This window comes from Streptomyces krungchingensis (genome assembly GCF_054729265.1).
In genome coordinates this window covers 7,504,494-7,526,406 of record NZ_JBPUKY010000001.1, presented here as the reverse complement: position 1 = coordinate 7,526,406, position 21,913 = coordinate 7,504,494, and the positions used below count along the sequence as shown (strand labels likewise).

At 70.6% G+C, this 21,913-nt stretch carries 16 protein-coding genes and 1 pseudogene; 3 read left to right on the top strand and 14 right to left on the bottom strand.

What is annotated here, in order from left to right; all coding sequences use genetic code 11:
• Positions 1-68: 68 nt before the first annotated feature.
• From infB to rimP, 4 genes are all read right to left on the bottom strand, one after another.
• Entirely contained in the window at positions 69-3,173 is a 3,105-nt protein-coding gene (gene infB / locus ACSYGO_RS33040; protein WP_426682463.1) for a translation initiation factor IF-2, read from the bottom strand.
• Positions 3,174-3,321: 148 nt separating this feature from the next.
• Complete coding sequence (locus ACSYGO_RS33035) at positions 3,322-3,600, bottom strand: YlxR family protein (protein WP_345658527.1); 279 nt, start codon at positions 3,598-3,600, stop codon at positions 3,322-3,324.
• 102 nt (positions 3,601-3,702) lie between these two features.
• Positions 3,703-4,701, bottom strand: coding sequence for a transcription termination factor NusA (gene nusA, locus ACSYGO_RS33030; RefSeq protein ID WP_426682464.1), 999 nt, complete (start codon positions 4,699-4,701; stop codon positions 3,703-3,705).
• A gap of 2 nt (positions 4,702-4,703) precedes the next feature.
• Complete coding sequence (gene rimP / locus ACSYGO_RS33025) at positions 4,704-5,201, bottom strand: ribosome maturation factor RimP (protein ID WP_432189691.1); 498 nt, start codon at positions 5,199-5,201, stop codon at positions 4,704-4,706.
• Positions 5,202-5,476: 275 nt separating this feature from the next.
• On the opposite strand from rimP, the gene ACSYGO_RS33020 reads away from it, so the two are divergent.
• Genes ACSYGO_RS33020 through ACSYGO_RS33010 form a run of 3 tightly spaced genes read left to right on the top strand, consistent with a single transcriptional unit; the run spans position 5,477 to position 7,473 of the window.
• Complete coding sequence (locus ACSYGO_RS33020) at positions 5,477-6,028, top strand: hypothetical protein (protein ID WP_426682466.1); 552 nt, start codon at positions 5,477-5,479, stop codon at positions 6,026-6,028.
• A complete protein-coding gene (locus ACSYGO_RS33015; RefSeq protein WP_426682467.1) occupies positions 6,025-6,525 on the top strand; it encodes a ferritin-like domain-containing protein in 501 nt (166 codons plus the stop codon). The genes ACSYGO_RS33020 and ACSYGO_RS33015 overlap by 4 nt, the downstream gene beginning before the upstream one ends.
• Before the next feature lie 27 nt (positions 6,526-6,552).
• Positions 6,553-7,473: an aminoglycoside phosphotransferase family protein gene (locus ACSYGO_RS33010; protein WP_432176350.1), complete on the top strand. Its 921-nt coding sequence runs from the start codon at positions 6,553-6,555 to the stop codon at positions 7,471-7,473.
• A gap of 366 nt (positions 7,474-7,839) precedes the next feature.
• Here the strand turns inward: ACSYGO_RS33010 and ACSYGO_RS33005 are convergent, their stop codons facing one another.
• The 10 genes and pseudogenes from ACSYGO_RS33005 to ACSYGO_RS32960 form a co-directional block, all read right to left on the bottom strand.
• Positions 7,840-9,531: a proline--tRNA ligase gene (locus ACSYGO_RS33005; RefSeq protein ID WP_426682469.1), complete on the bottom strand. Its 1,692-nt coding sequence runs from the start codon at positions 9,529-9,531 to the stop codon at positions 7,840-7,842.
• Between the two features lie 71 nt (positions 9,532-9,602).
• Positions 9,603-10,172, bottom strand: coding sequence for a GNAT family N-acetyltransferase (locus ACSYGO_RS33000; RefSeq protein WP_426682470.1), 570 nt, complete (start codon positions 10,170-10,172; stop codon positions 9,603-9,605).
• 62 nt (positions 10,173-10,234) lie between these two features.
• Positions 10,235-11,083 carry a GNAT family N-acetyltransferase gene (locus tag ACSYGO_RS32995; protein ID WP_426682471.1) on the bottom strand — a complete coding sequence of 283 codons (849 nt, stop codon included), beginning with the start codon at positions 11,081-11,083 and terminating at the stop codon, positions 10,235-10,237.
• Positions 11,084-11,331: 248 nt separating this feature from the next.
• A complete protein-coding gene (gene ispG, locus ACSYGO_RS32990; protein ID WP_426682472.1) occupies positions 11,332-12,489 on the bottom strand; it encodes a flavodoxin-dependent (E)-4-hydroxy-3-methylbut-2-enyl-diphosphate synthase in 1,158 nt (385 codons plus the stop codon).
• 184 nt (positions 12,490-12,673) lie between these two features.
• A pseudogene (locus ACSYGO_RS32985) lies at positions 12,674-13,524 on the bottom strand (IS5 family transposase).
• 23 nt (positions 13,525-13,547) lie between these two features.
• Complete coding sequence (locus ACSYGO_RS32980) at positions 13,548-14,852, bottom strand: M50 family metallopeptidase (protein ID WP_426682473.1); 1,305 nt, start codon at positions 14,850-14,852, stop codon at positions 13,548-13,550.
• Positions 14,849-16,105 carry a 1-deoxy-D-xylulose-5-phosphate reductoisomerase gene (gene dxr, locus ACSYGO_RS32975; RefSeq protein WP_426682474.1) on the bottom strand — a complete coding sequence of 419 codons (1,257 nt, stop codon included), beginning with the start codon at positions 16,103-16,105 and terminating at the stop codon, positions 14,849-14,851. Before dxr ends, ACSYGO_RS32980 begins: the two co-directional genes overlap by 4 nt.
• A gap of 300 nt (positions 16,106-16,405) precedes the next feature.
• Positions 16,406-19,204: a preprotein translocase subunit SecA gene (secA, locus tag ACSYGO_RS32970; RefSeq protein WP_460388691.1), complete on the bottom strand. Its 2,799-nt coding sequence runs from the start codon at positions 19,202-19,204 to the stop codon at positions 16,406-16,408.
• Positions 19,205-19,220: 16 nt separating this feature from the next.
• Positions 19,221-19,706, bottom strand: a complete 486-nt coding sequence (locus ACSYGO_RS32965) for a hypothetical protein (RefSeq protein ID WP_460388689.1) — start codon at positions 19,704-19,706, stop codon at positions 19,221-19,223.
• Between the two features lie 103 nt (positions 19,707-19,809).
• Complete coding sequence (locus tag ACSYGO_RS32960; RefSeq protein WP_426682477.1) at positions 19,810-21,741, bottom strand: acyl-CoA dehydrogenase family protein; 1,932 nt, start codon at positions 21,739-21,741, stop codon at positions 19,810-19,812.
• Positions 21,742-21,913: the final 172 nt, after the last annotated feature.

Genomic DNA, 21,913 nt, shown 5'->3' with positions numbered 1-21,913 from the left:
CGGCCGGGGCCGATCGACGGCATTTACTGCCGCCGACCGGCCCCGGGTCGCACCAAGAGGTACTGCTGTTACGAGCGCGGCTTCTCCCGCATCTCGTACGTCGCAATGACGTCGTCGACCTTGATGTCGTTGAAGTTTCCGAGGTTGATACCACCCTCGAAGCCTTCGCGGATCTCGGTGACGTCGTCCTTGAAGCGACGCAGACCGGAGATGGTGAGGTTCTCCGCGATGACCTTGCCGTCGCGGACGAGGCGCGCCTTCGTGTTGCGCTTGACCTCGCCCGAGCGGACCAGGACACCGGCGATGTTGCCCAGCTTGGACGACTTGAAGACCTCGCGGATCTCCGCCGTGCCGAGCTCGACCTCCTCGTACTCCGGCTTGAGCATGCCCTTGAGGGCCGCCTCGATCTCCTCGATGGCCTGGTAGATCACCGAGTAGTACCGGACGTCGACGCCCTCGCGCTCCGCCATCTGCGCCGCGCGGCCCGCAGCGCGGACGTTGAAGCCGATGACGATGGCGTCGGAGCCGGTCGCCAGGTCGATGTCCGACTCGGTGACCGCACCCACGCCGCGGTGCAGGACGCGGATGTCGACCTCTTCGCCGACGTCGAGCTGGAGCAGCGAGGACTCGAGAGCCTCCACCGAACCGGACGCGTCGCCCTTGATGATGAGGTTGAGTTCCTGCACCAGACCGGCCTTGAGGGCCTCGTCCAGGTTCTCCAGGGAGAACCGGACACCCCGGCGGGCGAAGTTGGCGTTGCGCTCACGCGCCGCGCGCTTCTCGGCGATCTGACGTGCCGTGCGGTCCTCGTCGACAACCAGGAAGTTGTCGCCGGCACCCGGGACGTTGGTGAGACCGAGGACGAGGACGGGGGTCGAGGGACCCGCTTCCTCGACGTTGTTGCCGTTGTCGTCGAGCATCGCGCGGACACGGCCGTACGCGTCGCCGACGACCATCGTGTCACCGATGCGCAGCGTGCCGCGCTGGACGAGGACGGTCGACACGGCACCACGGCCACGGTCGAGGTGGGACTCGATCGCGATGCCCTGCGCGTCCTGCTCCGGGTTGGCCCGCAGGTCGAGCGAGGCGTCCGCGGTCAGGACCACGGCCTCGAGCAGCTGGTCGATGTTCAGACCCTGCTTGGCGGAGATGTCGACGAACATCGTGTCGCCGCCGTACTCCTCGGCCACCAGACCGAACTCGGTGAGCTGACCGCGCACCTTCGTCGGGTCGGCGCCCTCGACGTCGATCTTGTTGACCGCGACCACGATCGGCACGTCGGCCGCCTTGGCGTGGTTCAGCGCCTCGATCGTCTGGGGCATCACACCGTCGTTGGCCGCCACCACGAGGATCGCGATGTCGGTCGACTTCGCACCACGGGCACGCATGGCGGTGAACGCCTCGTGACCCGGGGTGTCGATGAAGGTGATCCTGCGCTCTTCGTCGTTGACCTCGGTGGCGACCTGGTACGCACCGATGTGCTGCGTGATACCGCCGGCCTCGCCCGCGACGACGTTCGTCTTGCGGATGGTGTCCAGCAGTCGGGTCTTACCGTGGTCGACGTGACCCATGACGGTCACGACCGGCGGACGCGGCATGAGGAATTCCTCGCCGCCCTCGTCCTCGCCGAACTCGATGTCGAAGGACTCGAGCAGCTCGCGGTCCTCCTCCTCCGGGCTGACGATCTCGACGACGTAGTTCATCTCGCCGGCGAGCAGCTGGAGGGTCTCGTCGGAGACGGACTGCGTGGCAGTGACCATCTCGCCGAGGTTCATCATCACGGCGACGAGCGACGCCGGGTTGGCGTTGATCTTCTCCGCGAAGTCGGTGAGGGACGCACCGCGCGACAGGCGGACGGTCTGTCCGTTGCCGCGAGGCAGCATCACGCCGCCGACGGACGGGGCCTGCATGGCCTCGTACTCCTGGCGCCTCTGCCGCTTCGACTTGCGGCCACGACGCGCCGGACCGCCGGGACGGCCGAAGGCGCCCTGCGTGCCACCACGGCCACCGGGACCACCCGGACGACCGCCGAAGCCGGGACGGCCACCGCCGCCACCGGGACCACCGGGACGACCGGCGAAGCCGCCGCCACCGCCACCGGGACCACCGGGACGACCGGCGAAGCCGCCGCCACCGCCGCCACCGGGACGACCGGCGAAGCCGCCGCCGCCCGGACGACCGCCGCCACCGGCACCGGGACGACCGCCGCCGCCGGGACCGCGGCCACCGGGGCCGCCACCGGGACGCGGGCCGGCAGCCGGACGCTGCGGCATCATGCCGGGGTTCGGACGGTTGCCGCCGGGGCCGCCGCCGGGACGCGGGGCCTGCGGACGGGGCATGCCGCCCGGGGTCGGACGGGCGCCGCCCGGACCGCCCTGCGGACGCGGAGCGCCGCCGGGACCGCCCTGCGGACGGGGACCACCCTGACCGGCGCCCTGCGGACGCGGGCCACCCGGGGCGCCCGCGCCACCGGGACCACCGGGACCGGGACGCGCGCCACCCGGACGGGGCGCCTGCGGGCGCGCCATGCCGGTGGAGCCACCGGAGGTGAAGGGGTTGTTGCCCGGACGCGGGCCGGCCGGACGAGCACCGGGACGCGGGGCCTGGCCGCCGGGACGCGGGGCGCCCTGACGGTCGCCGCGCTCGGGACGGTCACCGCGGGACTGGCCGCCCTGGCCAGGACCGGCCGGACGGGTGCCGGGCTTCGGCGCGCCGGGACGGGCACCCGGACGGGGGCCTGCGGCCGGAGCCGGGGAGGCCGCCGGGGGCGCGGTGAACTCGGGCGCCGCCGGAGCCGGGGTCGCCGGAGCGGGCCGCGGCGCGGGCTTGGGGCCCGGCGTCGGGCGCGGACCCGGGGCAGCCGGCGTGACCGGGGCAGCCGCGGGGCGCTCGGCCGTGGGCGGCTTGGGAGCCGACGGGCGCGGGGCAGCCGGACGGGCCGCCTGCGCGGGAGAGGGGGCTGCCGGCTTGGCCGGGGCAGCCTTGCGGGCGGGGGCGGACTTGCCGCCTCCGCTGCCCTGCTGGAGGGCGTCAGTCAGTTTGCGGACAACGGGCGCCTCGATCGTCGAGGACGCCGAACGGACGAATTCACCGAGTTCTTGGAGCTTGGCCATGACGACCTTGCTCTCCACGCCGAACTCCTTGGCGAGTTCGTATACCCGGACCTTAGCCACTTCGCTCCTTTTAGGTCCGGGTTTGCGTCCGGACCGTCGCTACTTCATGGGCGTACTCATCGCGTGCTCATCGAGTGCTCATCGCAATCTCGACCTACTTCCAACTCGCGGGGTACCAGGGCCGCACGGGGGTTCCGTACGACGCGTCTTACGGTGTTGCCTGCTCGACGGAGAGGCGCAACGCCGCGGTGTCGAGCGGTCCCGGGACGCGCAGCGCCCGCGGGAACGCCCGGCGGCGGACCGCCAGGTCGAGACAGACCAGGGCGGGGTGCACATATGCACCCCGGCCGGGCAGCGTACCGCGATGATCGGGGACACATTCGCCCTCGACCGCCACGATGCGCAGCAAGTCCTTCTTGGCCGCTCGCTCCCGGCACCCCACACAGGTGCGCTCAGGGCATGCGCGGGCTCGCGTCCGGCCAGACACTCTTAAGTCTACCTCCCCGTAGCGACCTCACCCCTTTGGGGCAAGAATCGAACAGTTGCTTCGGCGGGAACTGTCGTGATCTGAGCCACCCGCGGCTTGGATCTATTCCTCGCCCTGCTCGGGCTGCTGTTCGGTGTCCGGACGGATGTCGATCCGCCAGCCGGTGAGCCGGGCGGCGAGCCGGGCGTTCTGCCCTTCCTTGCCGATGGCCAGCGACAGCTGGTAGTCGGGGACGGTCACGCGTGCGGAGCGGGCCGCGAGGTCGACGACCTCGACCTTCGAGACGCGGGCCGGGGAGAGGGCGTTCGCCACCATCTCGGCCGGGTCGTCCGACCAGTCGACGATGTCGATCTTCTCGCCGTTCAGTTCGGCCATCACGTTGCGCACACGGCCGCCCATGGGACCGATGCAGGCGCCCTTGGCGTTCAGACCGCTGCGGGTGGACCGGACGGCGATCTTCGTACGGTGGCCGGCCTCACGGGCGATGTGGGCGATCTCGACGGAGCCGTCGGCGATCTCCGGCACCTCGAGCGCGAAGAGCTTCTTCACCAGATTGGGGTGCGTGCGCGAGAGGGTGACGGACGGACCGCGCACACCCTTCGCCACCCGGACGACGTACGAGCGCAGACGCAGGCCGTGCTCGTAGTTCTCACCGGGGACCTGCTCCTGCACCGGCAGGATGGCCTCCAGCTTGCCGATGTCGACGAGCACGTTCTTCGGGTCGCGGCCCTGCTGGACCACACCGGTGACGATGTCGCCCTCGCGTCCGGCGTACTCGCCGAGCGTCGCGTCGTCCTCGGCGTCCCGCAGACGCTGCAGGATGACCTGCTTCGCGGTGGTCGCCGCGATCCGCCCGAACCCCGACGGGGTGTCGTCGAACTCGCGGGCCTCCTGCCCCTCCTCCAGGTCCTCGGGGTCCTCCTTCGCCCACACGGTCACATGGCCGGTTTCCCGGTTCAGCTCCACGCGCGCGTGGCGGCGGCTTCCCTCGGTGCGGTGGTAGGCGATGAGGAGGGCCGACTCGATCGCCTCGACCAGCAGGTCGAAGGAGATCTCCTTCTCCCGTACCAAACCCCGCAGGGCACTCATGTCGATGTCCACGGCTACGCCTCCTCTTCGTTCTTGTTCTTGCGGTTGAACTCGACCTGGACACGCGCCTTGGCGACGTCCCCGAAGGCGAGGTGCCGGGCGGTGGGCTTACGGCCCTTCACACCCGGGACTTCGACGTCGAGACCGTCGTCGTCGACCTTCAGGATCCGGGCGACCAGCTCGCCGCCCTCCGTCAGCTGGAACTTCACCAGGCGGTCGGTCGCGCGCACGTAATGACGGTGCTCCGTGAGCTCACGCTCGGCACCGGGGGTTCCGACCTCGAGGGTGTACTCGCCCTCGCCCATCGCGTCCGTCTCGTCGAGCTTCGCCGAGAGCGCGCGGCTCACATCGGCGATCTGGTCCAGATCTGCGCCGGAATCCGAGTCGACGACTACACGCAGCACACGCTTGCGGCCTACCGAGTCCACTGCGATCTCTTCGAGATCGAGTCCCTGAGAGCCTACGAGCGGTTCCAGAAGTTCTCGCAGCCTCTCGCTCTGGGTGGTGCTCATCCGGGTGACTCCTCGGCCGCGTGTGCTGTTGTGGTTAGGTCGTGTGTCAGGTCAAAGGGTATCCGGTCGCGGGGGGTGTTGCCGTCCACCGGGAACCGGCCGGGTGCGGCCCTCAGCCGCCCGCTGCCTCCCCGGTGCCCTGCGCGGAAGGGCGGAAACCACCCGCCGGGACCGGCTCGGGAGAGCCGCTGGCACCGGTTCGGCCGGGGCGCGGGTACCGTGATCACGGGCGCCTCGCCCTCTCCTTCCGTACGAGCCCTCCAAGGACGACTGCCGTGCCGTTCACCCTGCCGTCGCGCGCCCCGTCGGGTCCGCGCCGAAGGACCCTGCTCGCCTCGGCCGCGGGCGCCTTCGCGCTCGCGGGCTGTTCCGCTTCCGAACCGTCCACGGACACGGCCGGCGGCAGCCCCTCGGCCGCGGACCGGGCACGCGCGCGTGCCGCGCGCGACAGCGAGGAGCTCGCCGACCACTACGCCGCCGTGATCGCCGCGCATCCGGCCCTGGCGGAGCGGCTGACCCCGCTGCGGGCCGAGGTCGTCCGGCACGCGAAGGCCTTCGGGGACGGGGCGCACGCCACCGCCTCGCCCTCCGCGACCGTCTCCGCCACGGCGGCCGGCGCGCCGGCGTCCGCGTCCGCGAGCGCCTCCCCCACCGTGCCCGCCGAGCCGAAGGACGCGGTCGGCGAACTCGCCGCGGCCGAACGCACCCTGGCGGACGCGCGCACGAAGGCCCTGGTGGAGATGCCGGGTGAACTGGCCAGGCTGCTGGCCTCGGTGGCGGCCGCGGGCGCCGCCCACGCGTACCTGCTGTCGGAAGGGGCGAAGTGAGCGACACCTCCCGCACCACGGGCTCGGGCCGCACCGAGCGGGCCGAGAAGGCCGAACTCGGGGCCCTGCAAGCCGCGTTGGGCGCCGAACACGCCGCCGTCTACGGATACGGCGTCGTCGGCGGCAAGATCGACAAGGGGCGGCGCGACGAGGCGCGGGCGGCCTACGACGCGCACCGGGCGCGACGGGACGAGTTGGCGCGGGCCGTACGGGACCTGGACGGCACACCGCGGGCCGCCTCCGCCGCGTACGCGCTGCCGTTCGCCGTCAAGGACTCGGCCGCGGCGGTCCGGCTCGCGGCGGAGCTGGAGGAGCGCGTGGCCGGCGTCTACTCGGACCTCGTGCGCGCCGCCACCGGCGACCGGCGACGGGCCGCCGCCGAGGCGCTGCGCGAGGCGGCGGTGCGGGCGGTGCGCTGGAGCGGCGAGAGCGTAGCCTTCCCTGGGCTCGCGGAGCGGGCGGCCACTGCCTCCGCGTCCGCGTCCCCGCAGACGTGACGCGACCTGGAAGGGAACAACTCGGGCATGGCTTTCGAACCGCCGCAGCGTCTCGTCCGGGCGCTCGGCGAGATCCAGCGGGGCGGCGCCGAGGGCGCCGACGGGACCGATGAATGGCTCGCCGAGCTGCCCGAGCTGGCGCGACAGGCCGCGGATGTACGCGAGTTGACCGTGGAGCGGGTGCAGGCGCCGGGCGGCAGGAGCAGCCTGGTCCTGCTGGTGCGGCAGACCGACGGGACACCCGCCGTGCTGAAGCTCGCGCCCGAGCGGGCCCGTCCGGAGAGCGAGCGCGCCGCCCTGGCCCACTGGGACGGACGCGGCGCCGTGCGGCTGCTCAACCCCGGCGACACCCACGGCGTACTGCTGCTGGAGCGGCTGCACCCGGAGATGTCCGTGCGGTCGCTGCCCGAGGCGAAGGCCCTGCTGGAGGCCGCGGGCACGCTGCGGCGGCTGTGGGTCGAGCCGCCCGCGGCGCACGTCTTCGAGACGGTCGCCGAGCGGACGGGCCGGCAGGCGGAGGCGATGCGGGCGTCCGCGTCCGCCGACGAGGAGGTCGCTCCGCTGGTCGACGCGGCGCTCACGGCCCGCGAGGAACTGCTCACCGCACCGCCGGAGGAACGGCTGCTGCACGGCACGTTCCGGCAGAGCAAGGTGCTCGCCGGGGAGCGCATGCCGTGGCTGGCCGTAGGCCCCGACCCGGTGGTCGGCGAGTGCGCCTTCGATCTGGCCCGGCTGGTCCGCGACCGGGTCGAGGACCTGATCGCGTCCCCGTCGGGGTCGTCGATCACCCGGCGCCGGGTGAAACGGCTCGCCGAGTCCCTCGACGTGGACCAGGAACGGCTGCGCGGTTGGACCCTGTTCCGAGCGGTCGAATCGGGCGTCCGAGCCCGCCGCGTCGGCCGCCCCCAGGACGCAGAGCTCCTCCTCGAATTCGCCGACTGGCTCTGACACCGACACCGGCCCCCAGCACCGAGCACAGGACACCGCCCCGAAAGGGGCGCGAGGAACGGCGCGCCCAGCCACGACGCACGCGCGGAGACACACAGATCGGCACCCCCGGGTAACCGAACAGGACCGCGCACGCAAGCGCCCCGAAAGGGGCGCGGGGAACGGCGCGCCCAGCCACAACGCACCCGCACAGGCAACACAGACCGGCAGCCCTCGGCACGCGAACAGCACCGCGCACCCAAGCGCCCCGAAAGGGGCGCTTGGAACGGCGCGCCCCGCCACATCGCACCGGCGGAGAAACACGGACCGAAAACCGCCGAGGGCCCGCACGGCAGCTCACCGCCGCGCGGGCCCACGGGCCACGGCCTACGCCGTGAGACGGGCGATCGCCTCGTCCACGGTCAGCTCCTCGCGCTCACCGGTCCGCCGGTCCTTGAGCTCGACGACACCCTCGGCGGAGCGACGCCCGGCGACCAGGATCTTCGGCACGCCGATGAGCTCCGCGTCGGTGAACTTCACACCCGGCGAGACCCCGGCACGGTCGTCCACCAGGACACGCACCCCCGCGGCGTTCAGCTTCTCGGACACGTCGAGCGCCAGCTCGGTCTGCAGGGCCTTGCCCGCGGCGACCACGTGGACGTCGGCGGGAGCGATCTCCTCGGGCCAGCACAGGCCCTGGTCGTCCGCCGACTGCTCGGCCAGCGCGGCCACCGCACGGGAGACACCGATGCCGTACGAGCCCATGGTCACGCGCACGGGCTTGCCCTGCTGCCCGAGGACGTCGAGCTGGAAGGTGTCGGCGTACTTGCGGCCGAGCTGGAAGATGTGGCCGATCTCGATGGCGCGGTCCAGCTTCAGGCCGGTGCCGCACGCGGGGCACGGGTCGCCCTCCTCGACCACGACGACGTCGAGATAGTCGTCGACCTCGAAGTCACGGCCCGCGACGACGTTCTTCGCGTGCGTGTCGGCCTTGTTGGCGCCGGTGATCCAGGCGGTGCCGGGCGCCACCCGCGGGTCGGCGATGTAGCGGACCTTCTCCAGGCCCTGCGGGCCGACGTAACCACGGACGAGGTCGCCGCGGCCCTCGAAGTCCTCGGCGGTGACGAGCTCGACGACGGCCGGGGCGAGGTGCTCGCCCAGCTTGCCGAGGTCGACCTCGCGGTCGCCCGGGACGCCCACCGCGACGATCTCGCCGTCGACCTTGACCAGGAGGTTCTTCAGGGTCGCGGAGGCGGGGACGCCGAGGTGCTCGGCGAGCGACTCGATGGTCGGGGTGTCGGGGGTGTCCAGCTCCTCGACCGGGCCGTGCTCCTCGGTCACCGGCGTGAGCTTGAAGGTCACCGCCTCGGTGTTGGCCGCGTAGTCGCAGGACGGGCAGTCCACGAAGGTGTCCTCGCCGGCCGCGGCCGGGGCGAGGAACTCCTCCGAGGCCGAGCCGCCCATCGCGCCGGAGACGGCCGAGACGATGCGGTAGTCGAGACCGAGACGCGCGAAGATCTTCTGGTACGCCTCGCGGTGCAGCCGGTAGGACTCGGCGAGCCCCTCGTCGGTCGTGTCGAAGGAGTACGAGTCCTTCATCTGGAACTCGCGGCCGCGCAGCACGCCGGAGCGCGGGCGGGCCTCGTCCCGGTACTTGGTCTGGATCTGGTACAGCATGACCGGCAGGTCCTTGTACGAGGCCACCTGGTCCTTCACCACCAGGGTGAAGATCTCCTCGTGGGTCGGACCGAGCAGGTACTCCGCGCCCTTGCGGTCCTTGAGGCGGAACAGCAGGTCGCCGTACTCCTCCCAGCGCGCCGACGCCTCGTACGGCTCCTTGGGGAGCAGCGCGGGAAGCAGGACCTCCTGGGCGCCGATCGCGTCCATCTCCTCGCGGACCACGCGGGAGATGTTGTCGAGGACCTTCTTGCCCAGGGGCAGCCAGGTCCAGATGCCCGCGGAGTTGCGGCGCACGTAACCGGCGCGGACGAGCAGCTTGTGGCTGAGCGTCTCGGCATCCGCCGGGTCGTCACGCAGTGTCTTGACCATCAAACGGGACATGCGCTGGACCTGGGCCATGATTCTCGACTCCTGCTGCGTAAGGGTGATGGCAGGAGGTTAGCCGGGCGGGACGGGACGGTGGAAATCGGTTAGTGCCTGCGCAGCGGCAGAAGGGCGCCCATCACGGCGTACGGCTTGGGTGCGCTGGGGAACAGGACCTGGCGCGCGAGGTCCTCGTAGCCCAGGGAGTGGTAGAGGCCACGGGCCGGGCTGTCCGTGTCGATCGCGGACAGGATCGAGCGGGGTTCGGCGGCGGTGTCCGTGATCCGGGTGATCAGGGTGCGGCCGATGCCCCGGTTCTGGTAGCGGGGGTGCACATGCAGTTCGGTGATCACGAAGGAGTCGTCGAGCCAGCCTTCGTGGCCCTGGGCGCGCAGATACGGTTCGACGACGGTGGACCACCAGTGCGCGCGGTCGTTGGGCATGCCGTAGACGAAGCCGACGAGCCGTCCGTCGGCGGTGGTGGCGCCCAGCGCGCGGGCCCCCGGGCAGGTGAGGTGGCGCAGCACGATCTGGCGGCGTACGGCGACCTCGTCGGCGCCGAGTCCGAAGGCGAGGGCCTGCACGGCGAGCGCCTCGTCCACGCGCGCGGCGAGATCCAGCGGGCCGATGACCACGTCGTCGGGGTTGCGGAAGCCCTGACCGGGAATGCGCAGCATGCCGGGGAGACTACCTGGCTGAGGGTGAGGCGCGTGAGGTGCGGTGAAGCCTGTGCGGGGCGTCAGAACAGGACACTCATGAACGCGCCGACCTCCTGGAAGCCCACACGGCGGTACGTTGCGCGGGCCGCCGTGTTGAAGTCGTTCACGTAGAGGCTGACGACGGGGGCCACGTCGGCGAGGGCGTAGCGCAGGACGGCCGCCATGCCCGGGGCGGCGATGCCCTGGCCGCGGTACTCGGGCGCGACCCAGACGCCCTGGATCTGGCAGGCCTGCGTGGTCGCGGCGCCGATCTCGGCCTTGAAGACGACCTTGCCGTGCTGGTCGAGGCGGGCGAACGACCTTCCGGAACCGACGAGTTCGGCCACCCGTGCCTGGTAGAGCAGGCCACCGTCCCCGGCGAGCGGCGAGACGCCGACCTCCTCGGTGAACATCGCCACGCACGCCGGCATGATCGTCTCCATCTCGTCCTTGCGGATGCGGCGGACGTACGGATCGGGTGCGACGGTGTCGGGGAGCCGGTCGGTGACCATCAGCGGCTGGTGGGCCCGGATCTCCCGGGCGGGGCCCCAGCTCGGTTCGAGCAGCCGCCACAGCTGGGCAGTGGGCTCGGCGGGGCCGACGATCGAGGAGCAGCGGCGGCCGGCTCGGCGGGCCCGGTCGGCGAAGCCGCGCACGGCCCTCGGGGTGGCGCAGATCGGGACCAGGTTGGCGCCCGCGTAGCACAGGGAGCGGAGCATGCCGTCCTCGTACCAGCCCCACATCTCGCCGCCGAGACGCCATGGGTCGAGGCCGGCGATCTGTACCCGGGAGGCGACGAACGCGTTCGCGACCGGCTCGCGGTCGAGGACGGCGAGCGCGGCGTCCAGGTCGCTCGGTTCGAGGACCCTGGTGGTGGTCTGGGTCAACAACGAGGCGGCTCCATCACTCCTTGCGGGCAACGACAGCGCGTCGCGCACCCTGTTAGCGTCGCGGTGTGCTCGCTCGTGAGCACCGTTCAGGGCTTGGCCGTCGCATCACTGCGAGAAGCCCCCTCGGGCGGAGTCACACGGTCTGCTGATCTCCGTACTTTAACCGGATATGCCGAGCAGCACCGCACGCAGGGGACCCGGGCGCCACCTCCGGAGGGGCACCCGGGTCCCTTGCGCCACAAGGCGGGTCAGTCGGCGACCGACACGGAAGGCTCGCCGGAGGCGATTCCGTCGGCCTCCATCTGCTCGGCGAGCTTCATGGCCTCCTCGATGAGGGTCTCCACGATCTTCGACTCGGGCACGGTCTTGATGACCTCGCCCTTGACGAAGATCTGGCCCTTGCCGTTGCCGGAGGCGACACCGAGGTCGGCCTCGCGGGCCTCGCCGGGGCCGTTCACGACGCAGCCCATGACGGCGACGCGGAGCGGGACCTCCATCCCCTCCAGGCCGGCCGTGACCTCCTCGGCCAGCTTGTAGACGTCGACCTGGGCGCGGCCGCAGGACGGGCAGGAGACGATCTCCAGTCCGCGCTGCTTGAGGTTGAGGGACTCCAGGATCTGGAGGCCGACCTTGACCTCCTCCGCCGGCGGGGCGGAGAGGGAGACGCGGATCGTGTCGCCGATGCCCTCGGAGAGCAGGGCGCCGAAGGCGACGGCCGACTTGATGGTGCCCTGGAAGGCGGGGCCGGCCTCGGTCACACCGAGGTGGAGGGGGTAGTCGCACGCGGCGGCGAGCTGCCGGTAGGCGTTGACCATGACCACCGGGTCGTTGTGCTTCACGGAGATCTTGATGTCGCGGAAGTCGTGCTCCTCGAAGAGGGAGGCCTCCCACAGCGCCGACTCTACGAGCGCCTCGGGGGTGGCCTTGCCGTACTTCTGGAGCAGCCGCTTGTCGAGGGAGCCGGCGTTGACGCCGATGCGGATCGGGGTGCCGGTGTCCTTGGCGGCCCGCGCGATCTCCTTGACCTGGTCGTCGAACTGCTTGATGTTGCCGGGGTTGACGCGGACGGCGGCGCAGCCGGCGTTGATCGCGGCGAAGACGTACTTCGGCTGGAAATGGATGTCCGCGATGACCGGGATCTGCGACTTGCGTGCGATCGTCGCGAGCGCGTCCGCGTCGTCCTGGGTGGGGCACGCCACGCGCACGATCTGGCAGCCGGAAGCGGTCAGTTCGGCGATCTGCTGGAGCGTGGCACCGATGTCCGACGTACGCGTCGTCGTCATCGACTGCACCGACACCGGTGCGTCTCCGCCCACGGCGACCGTTCCGACCTGGATCTGCCGGCTCTTGCGGCGCTCGGCCAGCTTGGTCGGAACGGACGGCATGCCGAGAGAAATCGCAGTCATCTGCTGTGCAACCCCAAGTTGTGGATCAAGGTCCCGGAATCGTGGGCTCCAGGCTTCGAGATTACGGCACCGGCGCGCGGCCGAGCACATCACGCCCCCAAACCCACTCAATGGAAGGTGGCCGGACACGACGTGTGTCCGGCCACCCCGAATTGCTCGTGCCGCTAGGAGTTGTCGTCAAATGTCACGCCCACATCAGGAGCGATGCGAGGGTGACGGCTGCCTGGTATGACTCGGCGGTCTTGTCGTAGCGGGTCGCGATGCCGCGCCACTGTTTGAGTCGGTTGAAGCAGCGTTCCACGACGTTGCGACGCTTGTAGAGCTGCTTGTCGAAGGCCGGCGGGCGCCCGCCACGGCTGCCGCGCTTGAGCCTGTTGCGGACCTGGTCGGCCCGCTCGGGGATCGTGTGGGCGATGCCGTGCCGCCTGAGCCAGGTGCGGATGGCCCGGGAGCTGTAGCCCTTGTCGCCCAGGACATGGGCGGGTCGCACGCGGGGTCGTCCCGGGCCGATGCGGGGCACCCGGATCGCTTCCATCACGGCGGTGAACTGGGTGCAGTCGTTGGTGTTGCCGCCTGTGAGGGTGAAAGCGAGCGGGCGGCCGACGCTGTCGCAGGCGAGGTGGATTTTGCTGGTCAGGCCGCCGCGGGAGCGTCCGAGGGCGGGGCTGCGGAGCCCCCTTTTCGAGCTCCGGCGGCGTGCTGGTGGGCGCGGACGACGGTCGAGTCGACCGACACCAGCCAATCGATGTCCCCGGCCGCGTCGGCCCGCGCCTGGGCGCTACGGAGCATCCGCTCGAAGGTGCCGTCCGCCGCCCACCGCCGGAAACGGGTGTGCAGCGTGGCCCACGGCCCGTACCGCTCGGGCACATCACGCCAGGCCGTCCCGGTACGGAACTTCCACACGATCCCGTTGAGGACCCGTCGGTCGTCCAACCGCTTCCGCCCCCGCAAGGATGCAGGCAGCAGCGGCCGGACGAACTCCCACTCAGCATCGGACAGTTCATGGCGGCGTATCACCCAACCATGATCCACCATCCAAGATCATTTGAAGACACGTCCTAGGAGATTCTCACCGGGTTGACGACGTCCGCGATGAGCACCAGGAGCGTGAAGCAGACGAAGATCCCGGCCACCACGTACGCGACGGGCATGAGCTTCGCGACGTCGAACGGACCCGGGTCGGGGCGACGGAGCACCTTCGCCGTGTTCCGCCGCAGCGACTCCCAGACGGCGCCCGCGATGTGCCCGCCGTCGAGCGGGAGCAGCGGGAGCATGTTGAAGAGGAACAGGGAGAGGTTGAAGCCGGCGACCAGCAGCAGCATCATCGCGACCTGCTGCGAGGCGGGGATGTCCAGGGTGAAGACGTCGCCGCCGATGCGGGCCGCGCCCACCACGCCCATCGGGGAGTCCGCCTTGCGCGGTCCGTCGCCGAAGGCGGCGTCCCACAGGTCGGGGACCTTGCCGGGGAGCGCGACCAGCGACTCGACGCCGTTCTGCATCATGTCGCCCATGCGGTCCACGGACTGCGAGAAGGACTGCTCGACGATGCCGGAGGCCGGTGTGAAGCCGAGGAATCCGGCATACACGTACTTGCCCTCGACGTAGCCGCCGTTGCCGTCGGTCTTGCTCACCTGGTTCTTGATCAGGTGCGCGGTCAGGTCGACCTTCTCGCCCTTGCGCTCGACGGTGATCGTGACGTCCTTGCCGGGGTTGGCGCGGATGTCGGACTGGAGGACGGACCAGTCCTCGACGGCCTTGCCGTCGAACGCGACGATCTTGTCGCCGCCCTTCAGTCCGGCGGCCTTGGCGGGCGCCGCCTGGTCCCCGGACTCGCACTTCGAGCGGTTCTCGCTCTGCTGGATGACGCAGTCCGAGACCTTGCCGACCGTGGTGGTCTGGGTCTGGACGCCGAACGTCATCATCACGCCGAGGAAGATCACGACGGCGAGGATCAGGTTCATGAAGGGGCCCGCGAACATCACGATCACGCGCTTCCACGGCTTGCGCGTGTAGAAGAGGCGGGTGTCGTCGCCGGGCTTGAGCTCCTCGAAGGCCGCCGACCTGGCGTCCTCGATCATGCCGCGGAACGGTGACGTCGAACGGGCCTCGATACGGCCGTCCGGGCCGGGCGGGAACATCCCGATCATGCGGATGTAGCCGCCGAGCGGAACCGCCTTGATCCCGTACTCCGTCTCGCCCTTCTTGCGCGACCAGATGGTCGGGCCGAAGCCGACCATGTACTGCGGCACGCGGATGCCGAAGAGCTTGGCCGTCGACAGATGCCCCAGCTCGTGCCACGCGATCGAGATGAGCAGGCCGACCACGAAGACGACTATGCCGAGGATCATCATCAGGGTCGTCATGCACGAGCCTCCGCGATTGTCGTCCGGGCGGTCAGTTCCCGGGCCCGGGCGCGCGCCCAGGTCTCCGCTTCGAGGACGTCCGCGACGGTCAGGGAAGTTCCCGTGGACGGGGTGCCGTGTTCCTCGACCACCCGTGTGACGGTCTCCATGATCCCGTTGAACGGCAGTGTGCCGTTCAGGAACGCGTCGACGCACTCCTCGTTGGCGGCATTGAACACCGCCGGGGCCGTGCCCGCGAGCTGCCCCACGTGCCGGGCGAGCCCGACGGACGGGAACGCGTCGTTGTCGAGCGGGAAGAACTCCCAGCTCGACGCCTTGGTCCAGTCGAAGGCCGGCGCCGCGTCCGGGACGCGTTCGGGCCAGCCGAGGCCGATGGCGATCGGCCCCCGCATGTCGGGGGGCGTCGCCTGGGCGATCGTCGATCCGTCCGTGAATTCCACCATCGAGTGGACATACGACTGCGGGTGCACGACGACCTCAATGCGGTCGAAGGGAATGTCGTAGAGGAGGTGCGCCTCGATGACTTCCAGCCCCTTGTTGACGAGGGTCGCGGAGTTGACCGTGATGACCGGTCCCATGGCCCAGGTGGGGTGCGCGAGGGCGTCGGTGGGGGTGACGTCGGCCAGCTCCGCCTTCGTACGGCCGCGGAAGGGGCCGCCGGAGGCGGTCACGACCAGCTTGCGCACGTCGGCGCGGGTGCCGGAGGCCAGCGCCTGGAACAGCGCCGCGTGCTCGGAGTCGACGGGGATGATCTGCCCCGGCTTGGCCAGCTCCTTCACCAGCGGGCCGCCGACGATGAGCGATTCCTTGTTGGCGAGCGCGAGGGTACGGCCCGCCTCCAGGGCGGCGAGGGTGGGCGCGAGGCCGATCGAACCGGTGATGCCGTTGAGCACGGTGTGGCAGTCGGAGGAGGCGAGCCGGGTGGCGGCGTCCGGCCCGGCGAGGATCTCGGGAAGGGTCTCTCCGGGGGCGTACTGCGCCGCGAGAGCCTCGCGCAGCGCGGGGACGACGTCCTCGCGGGCGACGGCGACCTCCCGGACCCGGAGCCGGTGGGCCTGCTCGGCCAGCAGTCCGACCCTGCCGCCGGCGGCGGACAGCGCGGTGACCCGGAACCGGTCGGGGTTGCGCAGCACGAGGTCGATGGCCTGGGTGCCGATCGAGCCGGTGGAGCCGAGGATGACGACATCCCTGACTCCGTCCACGGGGTCGAAGACAAGGTGCGGATCAGCGAGGGGGGCTGGACTGTCGCTCATCCCCCCATTGTGGCCGCAACGCGTCCCCGGCAGGACAGGGCTCCCCCACTTCGCGCCGTGCTGCCGCCCGGAGGGTCCGGTCGGGGCGGCATCGTCCCTCGTGGTCGTGGACGTCCCCGCAGGGCTGTCCGGTGATCCCCGGCGGGCGCGCGACGACAGCTACGGCACCTCGCCGCGTTGGAGCGTCGCCCGGATACGCCCAGTACGAGAACGGCCCTCCGCCTTGCGACGCACCGCATCCGACGCCGCGCGCCGATCCCCCGGGGATGAGCTGATCCACCGGGGATCACGGGACAGCCCTCAGCGCCTGCGCCTGCGCTGCTTGCGGTTCCCGGTGCGGGCGCGGGACCGCGGGGAGGCGTCGCGCGGCGCCGGGCCGGGGCCGTCGGGTGCGGGCGCCGTCCCGGGCGCGTCGGCGGGGGGCGTGCCGGCCGGCGCGGCGTCGGCGGGGGCGAAGGCGCCCTCGACCACGCCGTCCGCCGTGTCGAGCGTCGGCGCGGTGAAGTGCAGGCTGTCGGTGCGGTCCCGGCGGTCGAGGGTCTCGGCGCCGGGGCCCGCCGCGTCGAGGTTGAAGACGTAGCCGACGGACTCCTCCTTGATGGCGTCGGTCATGGCTATGTACATGTCGAAGCCTTCGCGCTCGTACTCGACGATCGGCTCGCGGCCGAGCGTCCAGCGCAGTCCGATGCCGTCGCGGAGGTAATCCATCTCATAGAGGTGCTCGCGCCATTTGCGGTCCAGGACGGAGAGCACCACCAGGCGTTCCAGGTCGCGCAGGGCCCCGGCGCCGAGCTCGGCCTCGCGCTCCTCGTACCGCGTGTGGACGTCCTCGGTGATCGCGTCGGTCACCCCCTCGGTGGTGAGGGCGTCCCGGCCGCCCGCGGCGTCCTCCAGTTCCTCGACGGAGACGCCCACCGGGTACAGCTGCCTCAGCGCGCTCCACAGCCGTTCCAGGTCCCATTCCTCGGGGAAGCCCTCGCCGGTCTCGACCTCGACGTACGCGCGGACGGTGTCGTCCATGAAGTGGACGATCTGCTCGCGCAGGTCCTCGCCCGCCAGGACGCGGCGGCGCTCGGCGTAGATGAGGGTGCGCTGGCGGTTGAGGACCTCGTCGAACTTCAGGACGTCCTTGCGGGACTCGAAGTGCTGCTGCTCCAGCTGCGCCTGTGCGGAGGCGATGGCGCGGGTGACCATCTTGTTCTCGATGGGGATGTCGTCGGGCACGTTCGCCATGGCCATGACCCGGTCGACCACGTTGGCGCGGAACAGGCGCATCAGGTCGTCCTGGAGCGAGAGGTAGAACCGGGAGGCGCCGGGGTCGCCCTGGCGGCCGGAGCGCCCTCGCAGCTGGTTGTCGATGCGCCGGGACTCGTGGCGCTCGGTGCCGAGGACGTAGAGGCCGCCCAGTTCCTTGACCTCGTCGTGCTCGGCCGCGACCGCGGCGGTGATCCGGTCGAGGAGCTGGTGCCGCTCCTCGGGGTCCGCTTCGTCCCCGGTCTCCGCGAGCGCCATCGCCTCGGGGTTGCCACCGAGCATGATGTCGGTGCCGCGTCCCGCCATGTTCGTGGCCACGGTGACGGCGCCCTTGCGTCCGGCCTGGGCGACGATCTGCGCCTCGCGCTGGTGGTTCTTGGCGTTGAGCACCTCGTGCCGGATGCCCTGCTTCCTCAGCCGCGCCGACAGCACCTCGGACTTCTCCACGGAGGTGGTGCCCACCAGGATCGGCTGGCCCTGCTCGTGCTTCTCCGCGATGTCCGCGATGATCGCGGCGTACTTCGCCTCCTCGGTGCGGTAGATCTGGTCGGGGTCGTCGCGGCGGACCATGGGCCGGTTGGTGGGGATCGGGACGACGTGCAGCTTGTAGATCTGGTGGAACTCGGCCGCCTCGGTCATGGCGGTGCCGGTCATCCCGGCGAGCTTCGTGTACAGGCGGAAGAAGTTCTGCAGGGTGATCGTGGCGAGCGTCTGGTTCTCGTCCTTGATCGTCACGCCTTCCTTGGCCTCGATCGCCTGGTGCAGGCCCTCGTTGTAGCGGCGTCCGGCGAGGATGCGTCCGGTGTGCTCGTCGACGATGAGGACCTCGCCGTCGACCACCACGTAGTCCTTGTCGCGCTTGAAGTGTTCCTTGGCCTTGAGGGCGTTGTTCAGGTGGCCGATGAGCGGGGTGTGGTCGGACTCGTAGAGGCTGTCGATGCCGAGCTGGTCCTGGAGGTACTCGACGCCCCGGTCCAGGATCGCCACCGTGCGCTTCTTCGGGTCGTACTCGTAGTCGTGCCGGGTGCGCAGTTCGGCAAGGCGGTCCTTGTCCGTCTGGGTGGTGTACTGCTCCTCCTGGACCTGTACGCCCTTCATCCGCCGCGCGAAGCCGGCGAAGGCTTCGTACCAGTGGGTGGGCTGGTCGGCGGGGCCGGAGATGATCAGCGGGGTGCGCGCCTCGTCGATGAGGATCGAGTCGGCCTCGTCGACGATCGCGAAGTGGTGGCCGCGCTGGACCAGTTCGTCCTGCGACCACGCCATGTTGTCGCGCAGGTAGTCGAAGCCGAACTCCGTGTTGGTTCCGTAGGTGATGTCGCAGGCGTACTGCGCGCGCCGCTCCGCCGGGGTCGACCCGGTCTTGATCACGCCGACGGTCAGCCCCATGAACCGGTAGGCCCGGCCCATCCAGTCGGCGTCCCGCTCGGCCAGGTAGTCGTTGACCGTGACCAGATGGACTCCCTTGCCGGTCAGGGCGTTCAGGTAGACGGGCAGGGTGCCGACGAGCGTCTTGCCCTCCCCCGTGTGCATCTCGGCGATGTTGCCGAGATGGAGCGCCGCGCCGCCCATGACCTGCACGTCGAAGTGGCGCATGCCGAGGGTGCGCCGGGCCGCCTCGCGCATCGCGGCGAAGGCTTCCGGCAGCAGATCGTCCAGGCTCTCGCCGTCGGCGTATCGCGTCTTGAACTCCGGTGTGAGCGCCTGGAGTTCCTCGTCGGTGAGAGCCTTGAACTCCTCCTCCAGGGAACTCACCTGGGCGGCTGTGCGCTCCAGCCGCCGCAGCATCCTGCCCTCACCCGCCCGCATGATTTTTCCGGTCAGGGCGTCGAGACCTTTACCTGACATGGGAATTCCCCCGCTACTAAACGGCGTCCGCGAGCATCCGGATCCAGCGATTGGCACGCTGGAGAATATGGACGCCCTGTTGATTCGCGATGATCACTTCGCGCAGCACGGGGTCGTCGACGACGTCGAGTGCGGCGCGGAAGAGCTGCTGGATCACGGGCCGTTCGCCCGGCCGTCCGGCGTCGAGCAGAGCGTCGACGTCACGGAGGTCGATTCTCCGGATGCGCACCGCGTCGAAGGAGGCCACGGGCGGCCGTGGCTCCACGTCGACCACGGCCAGCGCGCAGTCGTTGAGCAGGACCGCGAGCGCGTCGCGGTGTGCCTCGAAGGTCTCCGGCGCTCCTTCGCGCAGTTTCTGCGCCAGCGGCTGCACTTCGTCGCGCACCGTCCGCAGCGCCCGTACGAAATCCATCTCGTCGAGCTGACGCCACGCGTCCCCGCGGGCGCGCGTCAGCTGTACGGAAATACCGTGACTGTATTCTTCCCCGACTCCTTGGCGCATCTGCCGTCCCCGTTCGCCATTCCGTTCATTGTCGGCGCACACGTTCGGTGCGGCAAGCAGCGGAATGGCGAACGGGACCCCAGTGAATTCCTGGGGAAAATGGTCAGCGAATGGGCCGGCGGACGTTTTCCTTCCGGGACGGTCCGGGTGTGGCGTCGGCGATCCAGGGGCCCTCGCCGGACGGATCGACGATGCCCTCCTCCAGCCACGTGTAGGTGCCGGACAGGACTCCCTTGACCACCTTGCGGTCGAGGTCGTCGGTGTTGGCCCACAGGCGGCCGAAGAGTTCCTCGACGCGGACGCGGGACTGGCGGCAGAACGCGTCGGCGAGCTGGTAGGCCTCGCGGCCGTGCTCGCCCGTGGCGCGCAGGTGCTCGGCGCGGACGCAGGCCGCGCTCATCGCGAAGAGCTCGGCGCCGATGTCCACGATCCGGCCCAGGAAGCCCTGCTTGGTCTCCATGCGGCCCTGCCAGCGGGACATGGCGTAGAAGGTGGAGCGGGCGAGCTTGCGTGCGCTGCGCTCGACGTACCGCAGATGCGGCGACAGATCCACCTGCTGGTTGAACTCGTGGTACGACCGCGGGAGTTGACCCGGTCCCGCCACCAGCTTCGGCAGCCACTTGGCGTAGAAGACGCCGGCGTTCGCGCCCGCCTTCGCCTTGTCCGACAGCGACTTGTCGGGGTCGATGAGGTCGCCGGCCACCGAGAGGTGGGCGTCCACGGCCTCGCGGGCGATCAGCAGGTGCATGATCTCGGTCGAGCCCTCGAAGATCCGGTTGATGCGCAGGTCGCGCAGGATCTGCTCGGCGGGCACGGCGCGTTCGCCGCGGGCGGCGAGCGAGGCGGCCGTCTCGAAGCCGCGGCCACCGCGGATCTGGACGAGCTCGTCCGCCATCAGACAGCCCATCTCGGAGCCGTACAGCTTGGCGAGGGCCGCCTCGATCCGGATGTCGTTGCGGTCCTCGTCGGCCATCTGCGAGGACAGGTCGACGACGGCCTCCAGCGCGAAGGTGGTCGCGGCGATGAAGGAGATCTTGGATCCGACGGCCTCGTGGAGGGCGACCGGCTTGCCCCACTGTTCGCGGGCCGCCGACCATTCGCGGGCGATCTTCAGGCACCATTTGCCCGCGCCGACGCACATCGCGGGCAGGGAGAGCCGGCCGGTGTTGAGGGTGGTCAGGGCGATCTTGAGGCCGGCGCCCTCGGCGCCGATCCGGTTCGCGGCGGGCACCCTGACCTGGTGGAAGCGGGTGACGCCGTTCTCCAGGCCGCGCAGGCCCATGAAGGCGTTGCGGTTCTCGACGGTGATGCCCTCGGAGCCCGCCTCGACCACGAAGGCCGTGATGCCGCCCTTGTGGCCCTCGGACTTCGGCACCCGCGCCATGACGACGAGGAGATCGGCGACGACACCGTTGGTCGTCCACAGCTTCACGCCGTCGAGGACGTAGTCGTCGCCGTCCGGCACGGCGGTCGTGGCGAGCCGCGCCGGGTCGGAGCCCACGTCGGGCTCGGTCAGCAGGAACGCCGAGATGTCGGTGCGGGCGCAGCGCGGCAGGAAGACGTCCTTCTGCTCCTGGGTGCCGAAGATCTTCAGCGGCTGCGGGACGCCGATCGACTGGTGCGCGGAGAGCAGCGCGCCGATCGCCGGGTTCGCCGAACCGACCAGGGCCAGCGCCTTGTTGTAGTACACCTGCGTCAGCCCGAGGCCGCCGTACTTGGTGTCGATCTTCATACCGAGGGCGCCGAGCTCCTTGAGCCCGTCGATCGTCTCGTCCGGGATCCGCGCCTCACGCTCGATGCGGGCGGGGTCGATCTTCGTCTCGCAGAAGTCGCGCAGTTTGGCGAGGAACTCCTCGCCGCGCTGCGAGGCCTCGTCCGACGGCATCGGGTGCGGATGGATCAGGTCGAGCCGGAAGCGCCCGAGGAACAGCTCCTTGGCGAAGCTGGGCTTGCGCCAGTCCTGTTCACGCGCGGCCTCGGCGACCTGTCGGGCCTCACGCTCCGTGACCGTGGGCTTGTGGGGTGTTGCGGACATGAGGCTCACCTCGCCGCGAATAGGGATCTTGGGGGCCGTTCATCGCTGATCAGCATCGATCATTACCGACCGGTGCTACTCGATCGTATGTACCCGATCCGGGGTGACCCCACCAGTCCTCGCGCGGCGTTCGGCCGGTACGCGCCCCCGGGTTCGGGGCCGGTGCGCCATG